Below are 19,500 nucleotides of genomic sequence, written 5' to 3'. Positions count from 1 at the left end.
CATCATGCCTGTGTCTTTCGCTAAAGAGGGGAGGCCGTCATGAATTCATTGGCCGATCAAACAAGCAATAAATGTTATCGCGCGGCGCAATGGCTTATTGCGATGCTATCGGTATTGCTGCTTGGCCATTTAATCGCATTGGTGCCGGTGATGAGCCAGCTTGAATTGTTCAAAGCTTTAATGGCTGGGGAAGTCGTGCGGTTGTGTAGCGAAGCGGCCGCGCTGGTTTTGTTTTTCTATTTTGTTCGCTATGCGGGAGAGGCAATGCCCGATAAAGGCGGGGTCTTTGCTTTTTTCAAAGCGACAGCAGAGCCAATTGCCATACTCATTATCGCCATCCTCGGACAGGCTTTACTTTGGCGACTCATCGATCCTTTCGTCGGAACAACCGGCAGGACAGTCTACTATAGTGTGGCTGTTGTACTGATAGTTTCTGTCAGCGTTTGGCTGGTATGGGTGGCACACCGGAATGCGGGGTATCTTGTCGATGCGGCCGGTAAGACCGTGTCTTTCGCCAGGTTATTGTTTAGGCAGCCAGATCGACATATGACCTGCAAGCATTGCGGCGCCGAAATGTCCAAGGATGCCAATTATTGTAGCCGGTGCGGGCATAAACGCCCCGAAACGCTAAGTTGCAGCGCATGCGGCAAAGAAATAGCGGCCGGGCAAAACTATTGTCAATACTGCGGAGCAAAAACTCAATTTCATTCTTGAAAGAGTGCCGGGCTCTTACATGTCTATGAAGGCTGTTAAGAGGATTGAGTGCTCGGACCGCTGCAATCAACACAATAAGCGGTTCGAGCAGGATTTCGGGCGATTTTGGGGAGAAAAACTTACGCAAGTTTAACCGTAGTACCGTTTGAAAAATGCTTTAATGAAGACATCCGCCGGTTCGGATTGCTCGATAAAACGCTCGAATAAATTCACGCCATCACATGTCGATAGATAGGCATAGGCACCGTACCCAGTATTGGACAGGAATTCCTCGTTAAGCATTTCTATGAATGTCATTCTTGCGATTGCCAAATTATTCATTTTTGTTCTCCTTGAAAGTGATAAATAAAAGCATAATGATTTAGGTATGAAATTTCTGCGAACCGGGTGTAACAAGCACTATTCCGCTGGAGTTAGGCGGTCTGATTAACCTTAATCTGTGAGCCTTTTAACGGAATTCGTCAAGATCTCAAGCCGATAGCCAGATTACGCCTGCACCAGTTGCGCAATGAATCGACGATCGGAGTGGAAGTCAGCTCCCTTAATCGAGAACATTTGCTTGTTCCCTACAATAAAACGGCAGCTATGAAAGCCGCCGTCGGTAAGACCTCGTCGCTGAAATGGAGTTCCGCGCGTGTGACATTCTAGTCAGCGAATATTTCAAGGCAGCCTCTAGAAATAACGTTATGCGAATTTGGCTGTTCTACATTTTCAATAACTTACACACATCAAAATAGCCAAATTTTGAATTACTAGAGACTGCCTCAATAAGATGAAAGGGAGGGTATAACGAATAATTCGTCGCTTTAGGGCATGATTTTTCGAGATTAACCCGCCGCCAATCCGGCGATGTTGTAGCCGCAATCGACATAAGTGATCTCGCCGGTCACGCCGGAGGCCAAGTCGGAGCAGAGAAAGGCCGCGACGTTGCCGACTTCGTCGATGGAGACATTTCTTCTCAATGGGGCGGTGTCGGCCGCTTTGCTCAGCATGGACTTGAAGTTGTTGATGCCGGAAGCGGCCAGCGTTCTGATCGGGCCGGCCGAGACCGCGTTGACGCGAATACCTTCCGGTCCCAACGCGGCGGCCATGTAACGGACATTGGCTTCCAGGCTGGCCTTGGCGACCCCCATGACATTGTAATTGGGTATCGCTCTTTCCGCGCCCAGATAGCTCAAGGTCAGCAAAGAGCCATTACGGCCTTTCATCATTTCCCGCCCGGCTTTGGCCAACGCGGTGAAACTATATGAGCTGATGTCGTGGGCGGTGGCAAAATTCTCACGGGTGGTCGCGTCGACATAATCGCCGTCCAGCGCATCGCGCGGAGCAAAAGCGACCGAATGGACGATACAATCCAGGCCGTCCCAGTGATTGCTCAGTTCGGCGAAGACATTGGCGATTTGTTCATCGCTGCTGACATCCAGTTCGACAGTAATGTTGGAATCGCATTCTGCGGCCATCTCTTCGACGCGGCTTTGCAGTTTCTCGTTTTGGAAGGTAAACGCCAATTCGGCGCCTTCACGATGCATGGCTTGGGCGATGCCCCAGGCGATGGAACGATTACTGGCCAAGCCGACTATCAAGACACGTTTGCCCTGCATAAAACCCATTAGTATCTCCCATAGAATTTATTGTTTAGAATAGGCGCCAGTATCTATGACCCCATTAATGATGTCCAGTATTTTGTCAGTGAAAATCAGCAGAATCTCGGTTTTTGTCGTCTTGGCAACGCTAGTCTACGGTTGCAATCTATCGCAGTTGAATAATCCCTACCGGGAAAAAGATGAAAGCGCTAATATCTTGTATTCATATTTTTCCGAAAGGCCCAAGCATTTGGACCCCGCCAAGGCCTACAGTTCTAACGAATACAGCTTTATTGCTCAGATTTACGAACCGCCTTATCAATATCACTACTTGAAAAGGCCTTATCAATTGGTGCCATTGACGGCGAAGAGCATGCCGCGAATTTACTATTACGATCAACGGGGAAGGCGACTTGCGAAGGGGTTTTCCGCTGCCGATATCGCCTACAGCGATTATGTCATAGAAATTTCGCCCGGTATCATGTACCAACCCCACCCCGCATTCAGCCAAAATGAAGAAGGGCGATACCTGTACCATGATCTCACCAACACGCAAATCGCCCGGATCGAAAAGCTTAGCGATTTTTCAATCCATGCTAGCAGGGAATTGACGGCGGAAGACTATGTTTATCAGATTAAACGCCTGGCTCATCCCAAGGTGCAGTCGCCCATTGCCGAAATCATGAAGCAGCACATCGAGGGGTTTGCCGAATTTTCCCGCCAGGTTGCCCAAGTTGGTTTGGTGGACTTGAAGAATTATCCGATTAGCGGCGTCGAAGCGTTGGACCGTTATCGCTACAAAGTCCGAATCAAGGGCAAATATCCGCAGTTCAGGTTTTGGCTGGCGATGCCTTTTTTTGCGCCGATGCCCTGGGAAGCCGATGTGTTTTATCAACAGTCCGGGTTGAAGAAAAAAAATATCACGCTCGATTGGTATCCGATCGGGACCGGACCGTATTTTCTAGAGGAAAACAATCCCAACCGGCGCATGGTGCTGCGCAGAAACCCCAATTTCCATGATGAGTTTTACCCTGCCGAAGGCGAGGAATTCGATAAAGATAGCGGATTGTTGGACGATGCCGGCAAAAAACTGCCTTTTATCGAAAAAGTCATGTTCATGCTGGAAAAGGAAACGATCCCGTATTGGAACAAGTTCTTGCAAGGCTACTACGATGCCTCCGGGATTTCATCGGATAGTTTCGACCAGGCCGTTCAGTTTACCGGCGGCAGCGATGCGAAACTGACGCCGGCCATGTTGAAAAAAGGCATTCAATTGCAAACGGCGGTGACGACATCGATATTTTACATGGGATTCAACATGCTCGACCAAGTGATCGGCGGAGATTCCGAACGGGCGCGCAAGTTACGACTGGCCATCTCCATCGCCATCGATTACGAGGAATATATCGCCATTTTCATGAATGGCCGCGGCCTGGCGGCTCAAGGCGTATTGCCTCCGGGTATTTACGGCTATGAATCCGGTCAAGCGGGTATGAATCCCTATGTCTATGAATGGGTCGAAGGCCAGGCTAAACGCAAGGGGATTATCGTAGCGCGGCAATTGATGGAGGAAGCCGGTTATCCGATGGGAGTCGATCCGCAAACCGGCGAGGCACTGGTGTTGTATTTCGACACGACCTCGGTCAGCGTCGACGACCGCCCCCGCATGAACTGGTTCAGAAAACAATTCGAGAAATTGGGTATTAAGTTGATTATCAGGGCAACCGACTACAACCGTTTTCAGGAGAAGATGCGTAACGGCGACGGCCAATTGTTCCTGTGGGGATGGAACGCCGATTATCCCGATCCGGAGAATTTTTTCTTTTTATTGTATGGTCCGAACGGCAAGGTGAAACATGGCGGGGAAAATGCGGTCAATTACCACAACGATAAATACGACCGATTGTTCGAAAAAATGCGCAATATGGACGATGGCCCGGTTCGTTATCGCATCATTCAGAAAATGCAGGAAATACTGCGCCATGACGCGCCCTGGGTATTCGGATTGTATCCCAAGGATTTCGCGCTTTATCACAGCTGGTATAAGAACATTAAACCCAACCTCATGGCCAATAATCGATTGAAATACACCCGCATCGACGCGGAGGAAAGATTGCAGAAAAGGAAACAGTGGAATCATGCCGAATTCGGCCCTCTGATCATCGTGGCGGTAGTGATCGTGTCGTTGATCTTCCCCGCGCTGGTCGCTTACCGCCGCCGCTTACGGGAGCGTCTGCAATGATTCATTACATTATCCGGCGATGCCTTTATGCCGTGCCGTTGTTGTTAGGGGTCAACGTGTTGACCTTCGTGCTGTTCTTCGTCGTCAACAGTCCCGACGACATGGCGCGGATGCAATTGGGGCAGAAACATGTTACCGAGCAAGCGGTACAAAACTGGAAGCACCAACACGGTTACGACCGGCCGTTGCTGTGGAATGATGCGAAAAGCGGCCTGGAAAGGATCACCGACACCATTTTTTACCGTAAATCGGTGGGGCTGTTTTTATTCGATTTCGGCATCTCCGACAGCGGCCGCAATATCGGTGCCGATATCGGCCAGCGCATGTGGCCCAGTTTGGCTCTGGCCATACCGTCGTTGCTGGTGGGGTTGATGGTCAATATTACCGTTGCCTTGCTGATGGTGTTGTTCCGCAGTACTTATTTGGAATTCGGCAGTATCGTGTTGTGCGTGATCCTGATGTCGATATCCTCCCTGTTTTATATCATCGGCGGTCAATTCCTGATCGGTAAGCTGCTGAAACTGGTGCCGATCTCCGGTTACGATACCGGTCTGGAGGCGATCAAGTTTCTGATATTGCCGGTGCTGATCAGCGTTATCGCCGGCATCGGTTCCGGTGCGCGCTGGTATCGCACGCTGTTTCTCGAGGAAGTGGAAAAGGACTACGTGCGTACCGCGCGGGCGAAGGGGTTGAGCGAGCCGCGGGTATTGTTCAAGCATGTGCTCAACAATGCGATGATTCCCATTCTGACCGGCGTTGTCGTGATTCTGCCCTTGCTGTTTATGGGCAGTCTGATCATGGAGTCGTTTTTCAGCATACCGGGTTTGGGCAGCTATACGATCGATGCGATCAACCGGCAGGATTTCGCGATTGTCCGCTCCATGGTTTTCCTCGGTTCCGCCCTCTATATACTAGGGCTGCTGTTGACTGACATTTCCTATACCCTTGTTGATCCGCGAGTCAGGTTGTCGTAATGATTGTGCTATGGACCGACGCATTATTGTTCCTCCTGGTTCTGACATTGTCGGGCATGGTGGCCTATATGGGCCGCAAACCGCATATGCGCAGACCGTTGAAGAAAATCGCCCACAGTAAAAGCGGTATGGTATCGCTGGTCGTATTGCTGTTTTTTTTGTTAATCGGTTTGCTCGATTCGATTCATTTCAAGGATGAGGGCAGCCATCTTAACGATGTCATCAGCGTGCTGGATTATCTCGCCAGGCCGATACAGGAAAACAGCGAAAAAACCTATTCCGCTCCGTTTTCGGCTTATCAATATAGTAAAGAAAACATCATGATGGCCGACGGCAGCAAATTTTGGGGTTATCCTCGATTGAAATACGGCGGGGCCCATTTGGACCGGCCGGAAGAGCAATTGGCCGGCGATATCGCTTTGAAGGCATTTATCGGCTTCAGCAAGGGAGCGGCGCTGATGTTGTTTTTTCTATTGTTGCTATGGAGTTTCTACAAGGACCGGCATCGCCATTTATGGGTGCACGGAACCACTAAGGCGGTGTTGGCGACATTGTTCATCATAGTGACGAGCTTTTATACCTTGGTTTATTTGTCGGCTTTTTACCATGTTCTGGGTACCGATAAGGTCGGCGAGGATGTGTTTTACCAGGCGATCAAAAGCATCCGCACCGGCCTGGTGATCGGCACGTTGACGACCATGATCATGCTGCCCCTGGCGATCTTGTTCGGCATCATGGCCGGGTATTTTCGCGGTTGGGTCGACGATGTCATCCAATACGTCTATACCACCTTGAACTCGATTCCCAGCGTGCTATTGATCGCGGCATCGATATTGATGGTGCAGGTCTATATGGCCAACCATCCGGAACAGTTCAATAGTCTGTTGTTGCGCGCCGACATGCGTTTGCTGTTCTTGTGCATGATTCTCGGCGTCACCAACTGGACCGGTTTATGCCGGATGCTACGAGCGGAAACGCTGAAGCTGCGCGAGATGGAATATGTGCAGGCGGCCCAGGCGCTGGGCGTGACTCGGACGATGATACTGTTTCGCCATATCCTGCCCAATGTCATGCATATCGTATTGATTTCGGTGGTGCTGGATTTCAGTTCATTGGTGCTGGCGGAGGCGGTACTGTCTTATATCAATATCGGGGTCGATCCGACCACCTACAGTTGGGGCAACATGATTAACGGCGCGCGTCTGGAAATGGCGCGTGATCCGGTGGTCTGGTGGTCGTTGCTGGCGGCGTTTTTATTCATGTTTACCCTGGTGTTGGCCGCCAATTTGTTTGCCGATGCGGTTCGTAACGCTTTCGATCCACGGAGGGCCGAACATGGCTGAGCCGGTGCTGAGCGTGAACGATCTTAGCGTATCGTTCAAACAGAATGTCGTTGTCGACCAGGTCAGTTTTACTATCAACCAAGGGGAGACCTTCGCATTGGTCGGCGAATCAGGCTCCGGCAAATCGATAACCGCCCTGTCGGTGTTGCGGCTGTTGCCCAATGGCGCGCGCCTGCATGCCTCGTCGATCAACTTGCAGGACGAGAACCTGTTGTCGATACCGGAAATCGAATTCTGCCAGGTCCGCGGCAAGCGCATCGCCTTGATTTTTCAGGACCCGATGTCGTCGTTGAATCCGGTCATGACCGTCGGCGAGCAGATTGCCGAAGTGATGAGGATACATTTTAATTATCGGAAGAAGGAAATCCGGGCCCGCGTCCTGCGCTTGTTGGAACAGGTGGAGATACCGGAACCTCAGCGTCGCGTCAACGAATATCCCCATCAATTATCCGGCGGCCAGCGGCAACGGGTGATGATTGCGATAGCCCTGGCCGGCCAACCCGATTTGTTGATCGCCGACGAACCGACCACGGCGCTGGATGTGACGATACAGCAGCAGATACTGGATTTATTGAAGAATATTCAACGCCGCAACGGTATGGCGCTGTGGCTGATCAGTCATGACTTGGCACTGGTCGCGAGCATGGCCGACCGTATCGCCGTGATGCAAAACGGCCGGATCGTGGAAACGGCCGCGACGCAGATATTCTTTCAACAGGCCAATCATCCTTACAGCCTGAGATTGCTGGATGCGCTGCCGGATATGGACAGTTGCCGCGGCAAGAAAGCGCATGAAGGAAAAGCTTTATTGCAAGTGACGGATTTCAAGGTTTATTATCCGATCAGAAAGGGTGTGTTCAAACGGGTGGTCGATCACGTCAGAGCCGTCGACGGCGTCAGTTTTCAACTGCAAAAAGGCAAGACGTTGGCGCTGGTGGGCGAGTCGGGGTGCGGCAAAACCACGCTGGGCAAGGCGTTGTTGAACCTGACGCCGACCATGGCCGGGCAGGTGACGTTCAACGGCAAAGATTTGACCGCCTTGCGGGGCGAAGCGTTGCGCCGGCAACGGGCGGCGATGCAAATCATTTTCCAGGACCCGTTCGCGTCGATGAATCCGCGCATGCTGGTCGGCGATATCATCGCCGAGGGTATCAGGGCATTGCATCCGCGCATCGGTTCAGCGGAAAGTCAGGAACGGGTCGCTATGCTGCTGCGTCAGGTCGATTTGCCGGAGGATTCGGCGTTGCGCTATCCGCACGAGTTTTCCGGTGGACAGCGGCAACGGATTTGCATCGCCCGGGCGTTGGCGGTGGAGCCGGAACTGATCGTTTGCGACGAGCCCACCAGCGCATTGGATGTGTCGGTGCAGGCGCAGATTATCGAACTCTTGAAGTCGCTGCAGCGACAGCAGGGATTGAGTTATTTGTTCATCACCCACGACTTGGCAGTCGTGGCCGAAATCGCCGATGAAGTCGCCGTCATGTATCAAGGGAAGATCGTCGAACAGGGCGGAGTGGAGCAGGTGCTGACGCGGCCTGCCCACGAATACACACAAAAATTGTTAAACGCGGTACCTCGTCTCAGTAGGAGTCAATCATGAAAATCAAATCATCGTTATTGTTTTGTTCGTCGTTCACCGTCGCTTTGGTCATGAGCGCGTCCGCTCAAGCGGGCTGGCTGGATTTCTTGACGGGCACGGAGGAAGCGGCGGAGACCGTGCAGCAAGGGGCGCAAACGGTCGATAAGGTCAATCAGGCCGTGCAGACCGGTGCCGCGGCGACCCAATCCCTGCCGACGGCGCAACAGAGCCTGACGGGCATTTTGATGAATCGTCTCGGCGTTTCCCAGGCGCAGGCCGAGGGCGGCGCCGGTGCCCTGTTTCAGGTCGCCAAGCAGCGCATGACGGATAGCGCCTTCGGGCAAGTGCGGCAAGCCGTGCCGGGCATGGATGCACTGCTCGCGGCCGCGCCCCAGCAACCCTCCTCGGTCGATAGTCTGGCCGGCGGCTTGGCCACGGTCGTGGGTAAGGACAGCGCGGTCGGCAGTGCCGCGTCGTTGATTTCGGCGTTTCAGCAATTGGATTTGTCGCAAGGCATGATTTCCCAATTTACGCCGATAGTGGTCGACTATATCAAACAGCAAAGTGGGCCGGAATTGGCGAATCTGTTGCAAATCGCCCTGACCGGTTCTTAATTTTTATTCGGCGCAACCGGACGTTGGTGGTGAAGCCATGCGGGTAAAGAACACGCTGGTATCTTTGGTTTTACTGCTGCCTTTGTGCTCTTCCGCGGTATTCGGCAAGGTCTATAGGGTAGGGCCGAATGAGCGCTTTCAACGGCCGAGCGAATTGGTTAACCGGGTCGTTTCCGGCGATGTCGTGGAGATATTATCCGCTACCTATCTTAACGACGAGGCGGTTTGGCGCACCGACAATTTAACCATACGCGGCGTCGGCCAGCGGCCGCGCCTGCATATCGGCGAACGATACAAGATCGCCAATAGAAAGGCGATCTGGGTCATCGCCGGCGACAATATGCGGATCGAAAATATCGAATTTTCAGGAGCCCACGTCCCTGACCTGAACGGCGCCGGTTTAAGGGTCGAGGGCGGTAACCTGACCGTTGAGAATTGTTATTTTCACCACAACGAATTCGGCATCTTGACGGGGAAGCTGGCCGGTACCCTGTCGGTATTGAATTCGGAATTCGCCTATCAGCATAGAAAGGGGACCTTTGCCCATGGCGTCTATGTCGGTGATGTCGAGCATTTCATTTTTAGGGGCAATTACGTGCATCACTCCGACGGCGGCCATCACGTCAAAAGCCGGGCGAGGAGGTCGGAGATTCTCTACAATTTTCTATCCGATGGGGCGGACGGGCAATCCAGCTATGCAATCGATCTGCCAAATTGCGGAGACGCGCTGGTCATCGGTAATGTTTTGTTGCAAGGCGAAGGCTCCATCAATCATAGCGCGATAGCGTATGGCGCCGAAGGTTGCGCGGGGAAACCGGTGTCGCTGGCGGTCGTCCATAACAGTTTCGTCAACCGCTACCCGGAAGGCGGGTTTTTCGTCAATAACCATACCCGCCATAACGTCTTAATCGCGAATAATCTGGTCATGGGGCAGGGTAAATTGGCTTTTGGCCTGGCGCGCCCGCTTGGTAATCGGCAATGGCCATTATGCGGCGGTTCGGACGCCCATGTTATCGGATGCTTGTCGTCGCTGGATGCCGGTAATGGCGTGTCGTTACCGGAAGCCTTGCTGCCCGACTCTCAATATCGCCATCCCAGCTCAACCATTCCGAGGACCGGGCAGGGCAAGCTTAAAATAGGTTCTTTCGCGGCGGGCGGGTTTTGAAAAAATACCGAATCGATTAACCGCCCAAGGGCAATGTACGGCCGGCCGCGATTGCGGCTGCGCTTGTTTGTTTAATGATCAGCTTTTGTCCCGGATACAAGGGTTTGTTCAGAGAGAGCTGGTTCCAACGCGCGAGATCCTTGCTGCTGACGGAGAATTTGCGGGCAATTTGCCAGAACGTATCGCCTTTTTTAACCGTGTAAACCAGCCGGCCGCTATTTTGCTTCTTAGAGAAGGGGCGGCTGTTCAGCCCTCGTTGCGACACCGGAATCAATAAATATTTGCCGGCCCTGATCCTATTGCTGCTCAGGTGGTTGCTGGTTTTGATGGCGGGAATGCTGGAGTTGTGTTTTTGGGCGATGATGCTGAGATTTTCGCCCGGTTGTATTTTGTGACGCACCCATTTCATGCGCTCTTTTTCTGGCAAACTGTCCAGCTTTTGCTTGAACTGGTCGGCCTTGTCCACTGGAATCAGCAAACGATGGGGGCCATCGGGATCGGTGCTCCAACGGTTAAAGGCCGGATTCAGAACCAGGAAATCGTCGATCGGCGTCTGCGCCATTTCCACGGCTTTACTCAGGTCCAATTGGGACTTGATATTCACCACCTCGAAATAGGGTTGGTTAGGAATATCGTGCAAGGCGATGTCGTATTGGTCCGGATCGGCAAAGATTTTGGCGATGGCCAACAGGCGCGGGACATAGTCCATGGTTTCCCGGCGTAGATTCAATGACCAGTAGTCGGTGTTTCGCTGTTGCGCTTTGTTGTGATCGATGGCCTTGCGGATATTGCCCTTGCCGGCATTGTAGGAAGCCAGCGCCAAAAGCCAATCGTTATCGAATTCCTCGCTAAGCTCTTTTAAGTAGCGGGTAGCGGCCCGGGTCGAGGCAATGATATCGCGGCGGCCGTCGTACCACCAGTTTTGCTTCAGACCGAATAAGCGCCCGGTCGACGGAATGAATTGCCACAGGCCAGACGCGTGGCTGGAAGAATAAGCCGTGGGCCTGAACGCACTTTCCACCGCCGGCAACAGCGCCATTTCTCCGGGGATTTTTTTCGCTTCCACCTCGTCCAGAATGAAATATAAATAAGGCTCGGCCCGTTGTTGGATACGTTCGATATATTCCGGATGGCTTAAATACCACTGTAATTGTCTTTCGACTCGCTCGTTGTCGATGGTGGGGAGTGAATAGAGTGCCACTAGACGCTCCCAAACCGTATCATGTTGCGCTTTTTTGATGGCGGCCACTAAATCGTTTGCGGGCTCGTAGCGTTTGGCCGGTTTAGCGGGGTGCAATCGCTCGTAAGGAGATTGCAGGGTTGGCGGCATTTCACTGATAGCGATATGCGAAGGGGATTGTTGCGCGCAACCGCTCACTAATATAATGAACGAAAGAAATACGAAGCGAGTCGGAGAAATAAAGCCTGTCATTATTGAGCTAATCACATTACAGTTGCTAAGATGCTTTAATTATAGCCTGTTTTCCATTGATTCTCCTAGGTTGCAAGAATTCTGAGTGTTATCTGAATGAAAAGAAAATTTCTGTTTGCGTTGTATCAGTCGCCACGAGGGAAACTATTGCAAACGATGGAGGGGCAATTTTTAAAGCGCTCTATCACCGTCAGCTGTAAGCAACAACAGTTGCAAATTGGCGGCCTGGGCTGGGAAGAGGATTTTATCGATTGCTCCCTGTATCGGAATTATTGCATCCTGGACCTCGATGCGCTGGGTAATGACAAGGCTTTGCAGGTCAAGGGCAAAGCCTATACGCTGCCGATACAGACCGAATCGGTGGATTTGATCATCCTGCCTCATATGCTGGAATTCGATAAGCACCGTTTTCGAACGATCAGGGAAATCGAACGAGTGCTGAAACCGGGGGGCGAAATCATTATCCTCAATTTCAATCCATTAAGTTTTTCGGTACGGTATCAATATTTGTTGGACAAAAAGTTGGCCGATTCATGGGTGAGCCATTTTATTAGCCGGAGCAGGGTTGTTGACTGGCTGAAATTGATGAATTTCGAGGTGTTGTCCACGGCCGAGTTTTATGTCGACACCTTCAAGATCAGAACGGGCGGTTTTCAGCCTAATTTCCGCTCCCTTTTTGCCATAGCTTATGGTTTAAAAGCGGTGAAACGGCGTTACAAGCTGATTCCGGTGGGCTCCACTATTACGCAAAAGTCGCGTTTTGCCGCGGCAATCAACGGCATGAAATTTTCACTAAAGAAGGATGAGACAGATGACTGAATCGGTCGTAATCTATACGGACGGCGCATGCAGGGGCAACCCCGGTCCGGGCGGTTGGGGCGTGGTTTTGCGATATAAAGGTAAAACCAAGGAATTATTCGGCGGCGATCCTCAAACCACCAACAATCGGATGGAGTTGACGGCGGCCATCAAGGGGCTGGAGGCGCTGAACCGGCCCTGCAAAATAAAATTGCATACCGATTCCAAATATGTCTTGCAAGGGATTACCGAATGGATGTCGAACTGGAAAAAACGCGGCTGGAAGACCGCGAATAAACAGCCGGTCAAGAACGAGGAGTTATGGCGTCGTCTGGATGCCGCTTTGCAACGGCATGACGTGGAATGGATTTGGGTAAAAGGGCATTCCGGCGATCCCGGTAATGACAAAGCCGATCGTTTGGCGAATAAGGGCATCGATGCCCTGCAGGCGGCATAAGGGTACCCATGTCTCTCTATCGACATATTCTACTGGCGCTGGATTTTAGCGAACAGGCGCGGGCGCTGGCCGAAAAAGCATTGATGTTGTCCAGGCAGCACGGCGCGCGCCTGAGTGTCGTGCATGTGCTGGATAATATCGCTATGCCGGATACCTCTTACGGAACTTCCATTGCCTTAACTGAAAGGCGCGAAAATCCGGAGTTGGAGACCGAAAAGGCCAACTTCAAGCAACTTGTCGACGAGTTTAAGCTCGATCAGGAAAATGCTTGGTTAGTCTGGGGAAATCCAAAACAGGAAATCGTAGCGCTGGCCGATAAATTAAAGGCGGATTTAATCGTCGTCGGCTCGCATGGCCGGCATGGATTGCAGGTGTTGTTGGGTTCGACCGCCAATGCCGTGTTGCATCATGCCAATTGCGATGTCGTCGCGGTGAGAATCCGGGATGCTTGAGCGATATACTCATCGATAATGAAATTTCGGCACAGGAGCCTCTATCAGTGGACGGCGTTCACCCAGCACTTAAACGCCATAGGCTATTGGTTACGATTTATTTTCCGTTAATTTAGGTGCTGGGGGCTTTACGATAGCATCCCTGCTGTCGAAACCTCCGCTAAAAACCCCTTTGCCGTCTTGGATAAATGCCGAAATTCGAAGTGCGAACAGCATAATATCCATTCGACCGAAACAAGCCGGTTGCATTCGTATTTGGTGGCGGGAGGTTAAGCGGATATACTGATCACGTTTTTTGAAGGCATGGGCGCGGCTTGTTTTTATAGCCGTCGTTCTTCAAAATTCGGCGCCTCAATACCTTCTCTTTCCGGAGGTTATCGTAAAAGCTGTAGGTTGGGTTAGCGAAGCGTATCCCAACACAATTAAAACGATGGGTATAGCTACGCTCTACCCCTACAATCTTTTACGACGGCATCTTCCGGGAGAAGGGAGCGCAAAAGAAGCGAATTTTGCAGCGCGAACAGTATCATTCAAGTTGGCTTTTAGCTTTTTCGTCATCTGACTCGGATAATAAACGCGCCGTTGATTGCGTGATAACAATAAGTGAGGAGGAAAATATGATTGGTTCGATCGTTGCCGCCGGGGTGGCAATTTGGTTTTATTTCACCGCCAAGAATAGCGGACGCCAACCGATTTCCTGGGCCGTGGCCGGCCTGTTGGTTTATTTCATCGTCGCTCTGCTGTGGACCAAGTTGGTAACGCCGCCGATCAAGGACGCGGCGACGCATAGTCAAAGCGGCCTGTTGATCTTCCTGACGCGTTACGCCTATATTGTCGTCGGCTTGACCTGCGCCGCATTGTTCAATCTTAAATTCGGCCGCAGCAAGGTAGAGGACTGATTTCACCCGGGACGAGTGATGACATGGAGCGTGTATATCATTCTTTGCAGCGACGGCAGCTTGTATACCGGCATCAGCAATGATGTCGGCAGCCGCTTCAAGCAACACGCGAAGGGACTGGGCGCCAAATACTTTCGCGGGCGCCAGCCGGTCAAGCTGGTTTATCTGGAAGGCGAACATGATCGCAGTTCCGCCGGCAGGCGGGAACATGTAATCAAACAGATGAAGCGGGCGGAAAAGTGGCAACTGATCGACTCGCCAGACAATGAGCTGCAAACCGGGTGATTTCTTCCTTTACCGCATCCACGCGAAAATTCCATGATGGCCAACGAGCGCAGAATTTTATTTGCCGGCGATCCACATGGCGACTTTGCGCCGCTGATCGATGCGGTCAAATCCCATCACCCCGAGGCCGTCGTTATGCTGGGCGACTACGACCTGGAGAAGCCGTTACAACATTATTTGCGCCCCATTGCCGGCCTGACCGAAATTTGGTGGATTGCCGGCAATCATGAGTTTGAATGTTACAACCGGCATCGTTTTCTGTTCGACTCGGCCTTCGCCGACAATGGGTTGCACCTCAAGGTCAAGGAAATCGCCGGCCTGAGAATCGCCGGCTTGAGCGGTATATTTCTGGGCCGTGTCTGGTATCCGCCGCGGCAACCGAAGTGGCGGAGTAAAAAGCATTATTTAAGCCGGCAGCCCGCCAATATCCGTCGAGCCGGTTTATCCCTGAAATACCAGTCGGCCATTTGGCACGATGAATTGGAGCGCCTGAAAAGGCTTAATGCCGATATCCTGGTCACCCATGAGGCGCCGCGCAGCCACCGCCACGGCTTCATCGCCATCGATGAATTGGCCGTTGCCTTGGGCGTCCGTCAGGTGTTCCACGGTCATTTGCACGAACATTATTCCGCGCCGATCAAGCACGGCATCATGGTGCATGGGGTGGGCGACAGGATGGTCGTCGATTTAAACGGCGATGTTCTGTAAGCCGGTTGTCACAGCGGACGTAACCCGACCAGTTTTGCTTGTTCGATGGCATAAAAAAGGCCGACATATTGCCGGCCTTTCTCGAACTTAAATCAGAAGACTGAGCTTCGGATCAAAACGCCAATTGGGTTCTGAAGGTGAAGGCGTGTACGTCTTCGATGTCTCCACCGTTAGCGGCTGTGACGGGAGAGCCGCTGATGTCGAATGCCGTGCGGTAGTCCGCCATCAGACGCAGGTTTTCGTTCAGATACCAGTTCAAGGCAACGGTCACCGCTTTTTCGCTGCCGCCATTGTAGCCATCGGAATTCAGGTCATTTTGATCGTAACGTGCCGCCAATTCAACCGCGCCCCAGCCGCCGTTTCTCAGGCTGAAGTTCTGATCTGGTTTCAGACGTTTAAATTCGCCGTCGGAGCCTTTATAGGTGCGGGATTCACCGGTCAAAGTCCACCCCGCTTGCACATAGAAGGCGTTGAAGTCTAAAGTTGGCTCATTGCCTCTCAGGTCAGCCCACAAATGCGCATATTCGCCTTGAACAGAGAATGGGCCATACATGTAAGCGCTTTCGAAGCCGGCCATGGTGAAGTCTTTGGCGTTGTTAATCTTAAGCTTTGTCAGTTTAAGATTCGACATGTGAGTGGTTTCATAGCTCAACTCAACACTGCCTTTGTTACCTCTAAGGGCGCTGCCTTTGCTGTCCATGGTGCGGTAACCGCCATACGTACCCAAATGCAGAACCTGATCCTTTTCATTGATCGGCGCATAGGTCAAGCGAGATGCAATGCCATAGCCCTCGTCAAGATCATTTTTGTTCGGTTCCATCGATTCGCCATAGGCGCCAATTTGAGCAGACCAGTCATTACCTGAAGATTTGGCGTGGATACCGATAGCACGGTCAAACAGGTTGGCGGTCAGCGAGTTGACCAGTGAGCGCTCGGTAAACATGATGTCGTTCGAGCTTTCCTGCAATTCCATGCTGATCGGTTGCTTCTGGTGACCGACGGTCAGTTCCAGCCAGTCGATGCCCTTATAGGTTACGAACATGTCCTTGACGGCGGTGCTGTTGTCGGCGAAGTCGACTTCGGACATAAACTTGAAATCCCTCCAGAATTGGCCTTTAAAGAGCAGACGGCCGCGCCTGATTTCGGTTCCATCTTCGGCTGCACCGCTAACGGCTTGGTCGTTACTGTGGAATGTCGCATCAGCCTGAATACGCCCGCCGAACGCAAATTTAAAATCGCCGTCGCCGGTTTCAAACTGCAAGCCTTTTTTATTCAGTTTGATTTTGATGTCGTCGACATCCTTTTTGCTCAGCGTTTCCTTCTTGATCAGCGTGTCGTATTGAGTCTGGTTGATTGCGCCGTTTTGCAGCAGCATGTCCAATAACTCTTTGTCCGCCGCTTGCGCGGATAAGCTGCCCAGTGCCGTCGCGGTGCCCAGTAACAGCATTTTGGCTGTTTTGTTAGTTGCCATCAATTTTGTACCCAATGTTGTTAAAAAAAATCAATTTGTTGTAAAAACTGGACACAGCATAAAAAAACATTGTTACAAGAATATGACAGCGCTAAATTGTTTTTTGACGGGGTAGTCAAACTGGATAATTATTGCCCAGCTTGGTGGGTAATATTTTTAAGCGTTCGATAATTAAAGAAAAAAATTTTTTATGGCGCTGCAAATATAAAAAGTGGAATGATTTTTTTAACTTTAAAATCAATAAGTTATGTATTCTATGGCGCTACAGCCGCAAGGCTAAGTTTAAGGAAATGTTTTTAGTCATTGCAAATGAAATGTTGATTCGTGTCGAGGGGAAACTTTCTCGGGCGCTTGATTGATTTTCATGAAGTTGTCACATTAGTTGTAAAAAAACGACAGAGAGAAGCTGTTAACAATAAATATATATGAGAATGATTTGCATATAGTTTATGGGTCGGTTTAAAATCTAGCTTTAAAATTTATTGGAGTTGGAGATGAAACGATTTAACCGAACACTTTGTTCCGCCGCGGTGTTAGCGGCTCTTGGCGGCTCGGCCTCAGCTGCGGAAGGGGAAATGTCTAAACCGCAAACCATGGAGGAAATGTGGGAAATAATTCAGGCCCAGCAGCAGCAAATCAATCAAATGACGAAGAAGCTGGAGGAAGTCAGCAAAACCGCGAAAAACACTGAAGTACAGGCCCTGGATCACAAAACCAATGTGTTGGCTGAGGAAGTGGAAAAAATCCGCACCGAGATGTTTATTCCCGAAGACATCGAATATAAAAGCGCCTACGGCTTGGGCCCTGCCGCATCGAAGGTTTATCAGGTTGGCAAGGGCTTATCGATCGGCGGTTATGGCGAGGCCAATTATCAAGCCATCGTGAATGATGAAACCGGTAAAAACGATAACGCCGATTTCGAGCGATTGGTTTTATATGCCGGTTATAAGTTTACCGACAACATCCTATTTAACAGCGAAATCGAATTCGAACATGGTTCGACCGACAAAAATGGTTCGGTATCGGTCGAATTCGCGGCGCTGGATTTTTTTATCGATCCGATGGCTAATGTTAGAGCCGGTATGGTGCTGATGCCAATGGGCTTTATTAACCAGATTCACGAACCGCCGTTCTTTTTCGGTAACAATCGTCCGGAAGTCGAACGCAGGATCATTCCCAGCACATGGCGGGAAATCGGTGTCGGTTTGTTTGGTGAAGTGCTTCCAGGCTTGACCTATACCACTTATGTCGTTAATGGATTGGATGCAAGCGGCTTCAGTTCGTCAGGTATTCGCGGTGGCCGGCAAAAAGGTAGCCAGGCAAGGGCGGAAGATTTGGCATTCGTCGGTCGTGTCGATTACGCGCCGGCGCAATTGCCCGGCGTAACTTTTGGCGGTTCGGCTTATTTGGGTAACTCCGGGCAGAACCAGGTGTTTGCCGGCCGCCAGGTCGACGCGTTTACCCAATTGTACGAAGGCCATGTACAGGTGAAATACCGCGGCTTGGAATTTCGCGCCTTGGGATCCTGGGGACATATCGACGATGCGGCCGTCCTGAGCGCGGCCAACGGCTCTACCGTCGGCGAGGAAAACTACGGTTGGTATGCCGAAATCGGTTACGACGTAATCCCGCTGCTGTTTCCGGAAAGCGCGCAATACCTGGCGCCATTCTTCCGTTACGAGCAACTCGATACCGTCGCCAGTGCGCCGGCCGGTTTTATGGACGATTTGAGCAAGGATAAGGAAATCTTCCAGGTGGGCTTGCAATATAAACCGATTCCCAATGTCGTGATTAAGGCGGATTACCGCAACTGGGATTCCGAGGGCGGAGATTTGCCGGACGACTTCAATCTTGGTCTGGGCTTTATTTTCTAAATTTAAAGCGAAAAAGACGAAAGGTTCGAAATGGCTGTTCGGTCTTGAGCCTTTTGTCTAGACCCTTAGATATTAGTATGAAATGACTTCCACACCTCTGGTCCCCATGCTCCTCCGTGGGGATCGGTCTGTGTCGCACTGCGGCGCGGGACGCAAAGCGTCCCTGGAGGCGTTTCCACGCCAGAGCATGGAAACGACGAAGATGGAAGGAACCGGAAAGTTAACCCGGTCTTGCGGCTGTAGTGTCATAAGATACATAACTTATTGATTTTAATTATCCATCATAAGGTTTAAACCACCGGCTTTAGCCGGTCAGCTTTAGCTGCGATAATTTGCCCAAGGAGGTGGCGATGGACTATAGATACGGCAGCCATACGGTTTACCAAATTGAGTATCATTTTGTTTGGGTTACAAAGTATCGTTATAAAGTGCTGAAGGATGAAATAGCCGAACGAGTGAGAGACTTGGTGCGGCAGACATGCGAAGCCTTTGAGATACGGATTATCAAAGGTATCGTGAGCAAAGATCATGTGCACATATTGGTGAGTGCGCCGCCGACTATGGCCCCAAGCGAAATCATGAGGCGAATCAAGGGACGAACTTCGAGCTATCTGTTCGAAGAGTTCCCGCACTTGAAAAAGCGATATTGGGGTCGACATTTTTGGGCCCGCGGTTATTTTTGCGCCACAGTGGGGCAAATGACTGATGAGATGATAAAGCAATATTTGGAGCATCACTTTGAACCTAATCCAAACGATAATTTCAAGTTGGAGCCCGACTAAGACGCGTCGTTTAGTCGACGCGTATCCGGACTTTCAGTCCGTTATTGGAACCCACCCGCTTGAGCGGGTGGTTGTTTAGTTATAAACACTCATGCCGCTTTTCATGGTTGCAGTACCGCAAAATTTAT

At 51.2% G+C, this 19,500-nt stretch carries 19 protein-coding genes; 15 read left to right on the top strand and 4 right to left on the bottom strand.

What is annotated here, in order from left to right; all coding sequences use genetic code 11:
* Positions 1-39: 39 nt before the first annotated feature.
* Positions 40-714: a zinc ribbon domain-containing protein gene (locus EP25_RS0109840; RefSeq protein WP_031433712.1), complete on the top strand. Its 675-nt coding sequence runs from the start codon at positions 40-42 to the stop codon at positions 712-714.
* Positions 715-843: 129 nt separating this feature from the next.
* On the opposite strand, the gene EP25_RS0109835 is transcribed toward EP25_RS0109840, so the two are convergent.
* Both EP25_RS0109835 and EP25_RS0109830 read right to left on the bottom strand, forming a co-directional pair.
* Positions 844-1,035, bottom strand: coding sequence for a hypothetical protein (locus tag EP25_RS0109835; RefSeq protein ID WP_031433711.1), 192 nt, complete (start codon positions 1,033-1,035; stop codon positions 844-846).
* A gap of 506 nt (positions 1,036-1,541) precedes the next feature.
* On the bottom strand, positions 1,542-2,324 hold the full coding sequence (locus EP25_RS0109830) for an enoyl-ACP reductase FabI (protein WP_031433710.1): 783 nt from the start codon (positions 2,322-2,324) through the stop codon (positions 1,542-1,544).
* 46 nt (positions 2,325-2,370) lie between these two features.
* On the opposite strand from EP25_RS0109830, the gene EP25_RS0109825 reads away from it, so the two are divergent.
* The 6 genes from EP25_RS0109825 to EP25_RS21905 are packed head-to-tail and all read left to right on the top strand — an operon-like array spanning position 2,371 to position 10,214.
* Positions 2,371-4,539 (top strand): ABC transporter substrate-binding protein, encoded by a 2,169-nt coding sequence (locus tag EP25_RS0109825; protein ID WP_235185876.1) that lies wholly within the window; start codon positions 2,371-2,373, stop codon positions 4,537-4,539.
* Positions 4,536-5,513, top strand: coding sequence for an ABC transporter permease (locus EP25_RS0109820; protein WP_031433708.1), 978 nt, complete (start codon positions 4,536-4,538; stop codon positions 5,511-5,513). Before EP25_RS0109825 ends, EP25_RS0109820 begins: the two co-directional genes overlap by 4 nt.
* Entirely contained in the window at positions 5,513-6,856 is a 1,344-nt protein-coding gene (locus EP25_RS0109815; protein ID WP_031433707.1) for an ABC transporter permease, read from the top strand. The genes EP25_RS0109820 and EP25_RS0109815 overlap by 1 nt, the downstream gene beginning before the upstream one ends.
* Positions 6,849-8,456 (top strand): ABC transporter ATP-binding protein, encoded by a 1,608-nt coding sequence (locus tag EP25_RS0109810; protein WP_031433706.1) that lies wholly within the window; start codon positions 6,849-6,851, stop codon positions 8,454-8,456. Before EP25_RS0109815 ends, EP25_RS0109810 begins: the two co-directional genes overlap by 8 nt.
* Positions 8,453-9,049, top strand: a complete 597-nt coding sequence (locus tag EP25_RS0109805; RefSeq protein WP_036300425.1) for a DUF2780 domain-containing protein — start codon at positions 8,453-8,455, stop codon at positions 9,047-9,049. Before EP25_RS0109810 ends, EP25_RS0109805 begins: the two co-directional genes overlap by 4 nt.
* Before the next feature lie 37 nt (positions 9,050-9,086).
* The gene (locus EP25_RS21905; protein WP_051906533.1) at positions 9,087-10,214 is read left to right on the top strand and encodes a right-handed parallel beta-helix repeat-containing protein; all 1,128 of its coding nucleotides are present in this window, start codon (positions 9,087-9,089) and stop codon (positions 10,212-10,214) included.
* 16 nt (positions 10,215-10,230) lie between these two features.
* Here EP25_RS21905 and EP25_RS0109795 read toward each other — a convergent pair whose 3' ends face one another.
* Positions 10,231-11,592, bottom strand: a complete 1,362-nt coding sequence (locus EP25_RS0109795) for a LysM peptidoglycan-binding domain-containing protein (RefSeq protein ID WP_051906531.1) — start codon at positions 11,590-11,592, stop codon at positions 10,231-10,233.
* A gap of 150 nt (positions 11,593-11,742) precedes the next feature.
* Between EP25_RS0109795 and EP25_RS0109790 the strand changes: the two genes are divergently transcribed.
* From EP25_RS0109790 to EP25_RS0109755, 6 genes are all read left to right on the top strand, one after another.
* Entirely contained in the window at positions 11,743-12,465 is a 723-nt protein-coding gene (locus EP25_RS0109790; protein ID WP_031433702.1) for a class I SAM-dependent methyltransferase, read from the top strand.
* A complete protein-coding gene (gene rnhA / locus EP25_RS0109785) occupies positions 12,458-12,901 on the top strand; it encodes a ribonuclease HI (protein WP_031433701.1) in 444 nt (147 codons plus the stop codon). Before EP25_RS0109790 ends, rnhA begins: the two co-directional genes overlap by 8 nt.
* A gap of 8 nt (positions 12,902-12,909) precedes the next feature.
* Positions 12,910-13,353, top strand: coding sequence for a universal stress protein (locus tag EP25_RS0109780; RefSeq protein ID WP_031433700.1), 444 nt, complete (start codon positions 12,910-12,912; stop codon positions 13,351-13,353).
* A 617-nt stretch (positions 13,354-13,970) separates the two neighbouring features.
* Positions 13,971-14,252 (top strand): hypothetical protein, encoded by a 282-nt coding sequence (locus EP25_RS0109765; RefSeq protein ID WP_031433698.1) that lies wholly within the window; start codon positions 13,971-13,973, stop codon positions 14,250-14,252.
* A gap of 18 nt (positions 14,253-14,270) precedes the next feature.
* Positions 14,271-14,537, top strand: a complete 267-nt coding sequence (locus EP25_RS0109760) for a GIY-YIG nuclease family protein (RefSeq protein ID WP_031433697.1) — start codon at positions 14,271-14,273, stop codon at positions 14,535-14,537.
* Between the two features lie 33 nt (positions 14,538-14,570).
* On the top strand, positions 14,571-15,245 hold the full coding sequence (locus EP25_RS0109755) for a metallophosphoesterase family protein (RefSeq protein WP_327036925.1): 675 nt from the start codon (positions 14,571-14,573) through the stop codon (positions 15,243-15,245).
* A gap of 112 nt (positions 15,246-15,357) precedes the next feature.
* On the opposite strand, the gene EP25_RS0109750 is transcribed toward EP25_RS0109755, so the two are convergent.
* A complete protein-coding gene (locus EP25_RS0109750; protein ID WP_051906529.1) occupies positions 15,358-16,716 on the bottom strand; it encodes an OprO/OprP family phosphate-selective porin in 1,359 nt (452 codons plus the stop codon).
* A 494-nt stretch (positions 16,717-17,210) separates the two neighbouring features.
* Here EP25_RS0109750 and EP25_RS0109735 point away from each other — a divergent pair, with 494 nt between their 5' ends.
* Together EP25_RS0109735 and tnpA are read left to right on the top strand one after the other, a co-directional pair.
* A complete protein-coding gene (locus EP25_RS0109735; protein WP_031433693.1) occupies positions 17,211-18,590 on the top strand; it encodes a hypothetical protein in 1,380 nt (459 codons plus the stop codon).
* A 350-nt stretch (positions 18,591-18,940) separates the two neighbouring features.
* The gene (gene tnpA / locus EP25_RS0109730) at positions 18,941-19,372 is read left to right on the top strand and encodes an IS200/IS605 family transposase (protein ID WP_031433692.1); all 432 of its coding nucleotides are present in this window, start codon (positions 18,941-18,943) and stop codon (positions 19,370-19,372) included.
* The last annotated feature ends 128 nt before the right edge of the window (positions 19,373-19,500 follow it).

It is taken from the genome of Methylomarinum vadi (genome assembly GCF_000733935.1).
Lineage (GTDB): Bacteria > Pseudomonadota > Gammaproteobacteria > Methylococcales > Methylomonadaceae > Methylomarinum > Methylomarinum vadi.
The sequence above is the reverse complement of the archived record's forward strand: the minus strand, read 5'-3'. Positions and strand labels throughout refer to the sequence as shown.